Origin of the sequence: Dietzia cercidiphylli (assembly GCF_039531545.1) — a bacterium.
Lineage (GTDB): Bacteria > Actinomycetota > Actinomycetes > Mycobacteriales > Mycobacteriaceae > Dietzia > Dietzia natronolimnaea.
Window position 1 is genome coordinate 1 of the sequence record NZ_BAAAQG010000023.1, and the last position, 3,447, is coordinate 3,447.

Below are 3,447 nucleotides of genomic sequence, written 5' to 3' on the forward strand. Positions count from 1 at the left end.
GCTGTGGACAGTGACGTCGTATGGGTTCCGACGCTGCCCTCCCTGTCGGACTTCGCGAAGGAGCTCGACAAGGGCACCAAGGGCGCGGGCACCAAGGTCGGCGAGCGCGTCGGCAAGGAGATCGCTTCCGGTGTCGAGCGATCGAAGGCCGCGGTCGACAAGGCCTCTGAGGTCGCGGAGAAGGCCCACAACAAGGTTGCGGACGCAGCAGGCAAGGTGCGCATCGCCGAGGAGCAGCTTGCCCGGGCCCGCGATTCTGGCGACACGCTGAAGATCGCCCGTGCCCAGGAACAGCTGGCGACTGCCCAGCGACGCGTGTCCGAGGCGACGACCGCGGCTGAGAACGCGGATAAGTCCCTGACGTCGAAGCGGGACAAGCTGGCCCGGGCGACTGACGACTCGGCCCAGGCGGCCCGTGAGAACGCGGACGCCCTCGAAATGGGCGAAGGCTCGATGGCGAGCTTCGGCGGCGGTATCGACGGGCTCGTCGGCAAGCTCGGCGGCCTCGCTGCCGGTCTCGGCGGCATCGTCGCCTCCGCCGACGCGATGATGGAAGGCCTCGACCAGGACCGCCTGGGCGACAAGCTCGCAGCGCAGCTCGGGGCGACCCCTGAGATGGCCGCAGAGTTCGGCGACATGGCGGGCAGCCTGTACGCGCAGGCGTACGGCGATTCATTCGAGGACGTCAACGACGCACTGCGCGGCGTGTGGCAACAGGGGTTGGTCGACGAGGACGCGACGAACGCTCAGATCGAGTCGATCACCGCCAAGGTGCTGGACCTGACCACGGCGTTCGATCAGGATCTCGCGGGCGCCACGGGCGCGATCGGCACCATGCTCAAGACCGGGCTCGCGCCCGATGCCGACGCGGCCATGGACATCCTCACACGCGGCTTCCAGCAGGGGGCCGATAAGGCGGGCGACCTCCTCGACACCATGACGGAGTACCCGGCGCTGTTCCAGGCGCTCGGGATCGACGGGCAGACCGCGACGGGCCTCATCGCGCAGGGCATGGCCGGCGGTGCTCGTAGCGCCGACCTCGTCGCGGATGCCCTCAAGGAGTTCCAGATCCGCGCGATCGACGGATCGAAGGCCTCGGCGGAGGCGTACGGGACCATCGGTCTCAACGCCGAGGAGATGACCGCGAAGATCGCCGCCGGCGGCGAGGGGGCCCGCGAGGGCCTCGATCAGGTCCTCGACGGCCTGCGGGCCATGGAAGACCCAGTCGAGCGCAACGCCGCCGCGGTCGGACTGTTCGGCACCCAGGCTGAGGACCTGGGCGGGGCCCTGTTCGATCTGGACCCGTCTACAGCGGTCCAAGCACTCGGGGACGTTGGCGGCGCGGCCGAGGAGATGGGCAACACCCTCAACGACAACGCGGCGACGCGACTCGAAGAGTTCAAGCGGTCGGCGCAGCAGTTCGCCATCGACAGTGCGGGCGGCTTCATCGGCTGGGTGTCAGAGAACATCGACCTGCTGAAGAACCTGGGCATCGTCCTCGGAGTGACCGCCATCGCGCTCGGCGGGGTAGCGATCGCCTCCGGCATCCTCACTGCCGGTTCGCTCCTGACATGGGTCCGGAACCTGACGATTGCGCAGTGGCTACTCAACTCCGCGATGCTCGCGAACCCGTGGACGTGGGTAGTTCTGGCCATCGCCGGACTGGTCGCCGCGTTCGTCATCCTGTGGAACAAGTCCGAGGCCTTCCGCGGCTTCTGGATCGGCCTGTGGGACTCGATCAAGAACGCGGCGGCCTGGGCGTGGCAGAACGTCATCAAGCCCGTGTGGGATGCGATGAAGGCCGCCTTCTCCGCTCTGGGCGCCTTCTTCGGCTGGGTGTGGACCTCCCTGATCAAGCCCGCGTGGGACGCCTTGGGCGCCGGGATCGCGTGGGTCTGGAACGCGATTATCCGGCCCGCCTGGGACGCACTGAAGGCCGCGCTCGGCGCGGTCGGCGCGTTCTTCGGCTGGGTGTGGACCTCAGTCATCAAGCCGACCTGGGACGCGCTCGGTGCGGGGATCGCGTGGGTGTGGGAGAACGTCATCCGCCCCAACTGGGACGCGCTCAAGTGGGCCCTCGGCGCGGTCGGTGACTTCTTCTCCTGGGTGTGGAACAGCGTCATCAAGCCCACCTGGGACGCCCTCGGCGCCGGTATCGCCTGGGTCGCTGACAACGTCGTGCACCCCGTGTTCGATGGCCTCAAGACCGGACTCGGATTCGTGGAGACCGCGTTCCAGAAGGCGGTCGACTTCATCGGCCAGATGTGGGACCGCATCAAGGGCATCACCGCCAAGCCGGTGAAGTTCGTCATCGAGGACGTCTACAACAACGGCATCCGTGAGGTGTGGAACAAGGTCGCCGGCTGGCTCGGTCTAGAGGAACTCGGGAAGATGCCGATGCCCGAGACTCTCGGCGCATACGCAGCCGGCGGTGTCCTGCCCGGCTACACACCGGGACACGACGTGTACCAGTTCGTCGAACCGTCGACGGGTATGACCATTGACCTGTCGGGCGGCGAGTCGATCATGGTGCCGGAGTGGACTAGGGCGATCGGCGGACCGGCCGAGGTTGCCCGGCAGAACCGGGCCGCGCGTAGCGGCAATCTCGGTGGGTTCGCCGACGGCGGCACCCTGCCGGGCTGGGAGAAGCTGACCAGCCCTATCCAGTTCGCAATGGCGCGCGCGGTCGGGGCGGCGTTCCCGAATCAGGTCATCACCTCGGGCACCCGCTACGAGGACGTGGGGTCGGGCTACGACAACCACATGGCGCAGCGGGCGGTCGACTTCGGTCCATCGGGAGCTCTCGCGGCGTGGATCGCTCGGGAGTACCCGAACACGATCGAGTTGTTCTGGGATCCGGGGCCGAACCTTAAGAACGGCGCCCCGACTGGCGCGATCGGTGGGCACTCCGACCACGTCCACTGGGCGATGGCCGAGATCGCCGACCCGTACACAGGCGAGGTGATCTCGCACGACGGGCCTGGCGGGAACGGTGCCGGCGGCGGCGGTCTGTCGATGGTGCGGGCGATGGTGTCGCGGGCGTTCTCGACGATCATCGACCCGATCCTCGAGGCGATGCCCGACTTCGGTGGCGGGCTGTGGGGCGAGATGCCGGGCGCGCTGATCGGCAAACTCGTAGACGGTGCGAAAGAGCACCTGGGGTCGCTGGCCGGCGTGTTCGGTGGCGGCTCGTCGCTGGACCTGTCTGGGATCGCCGGGGACAACCTGACGATCGGGCAGGCCGCGGCCGAGATGGTCGGCTGGACGGGCGGCGAGTGGGCCGCGCTCAAGGAGTTGTGGACGCGGGAGTCGGGCTGGAACAACAACGCCCAGAACCCGACCTCGACTGCGTACGGCATCGCACAGTTCCTCGACTCCACGTGGGCCCCGTACGGGCCCAAGACCTCCGACCCCGCCAAGCAGATCGAGTACGGCATCCGCTACATC

Annotated in this window: 1 protein-coding gene; it reads left to right on the forward strand. The window is 68.0% G+C overall.

Going from position 1 to position 3,447, the window contains the following annotated elements; genetic code table 11:
* On the forward strand, positions 1-3,447 hold a 3,447-nt coding region (locus tag ABD250_RS16695), incomplete at both ends, for an aggregation-promoting factor C-terminal-like domain-containing protein (protein ID WP_344393402.1).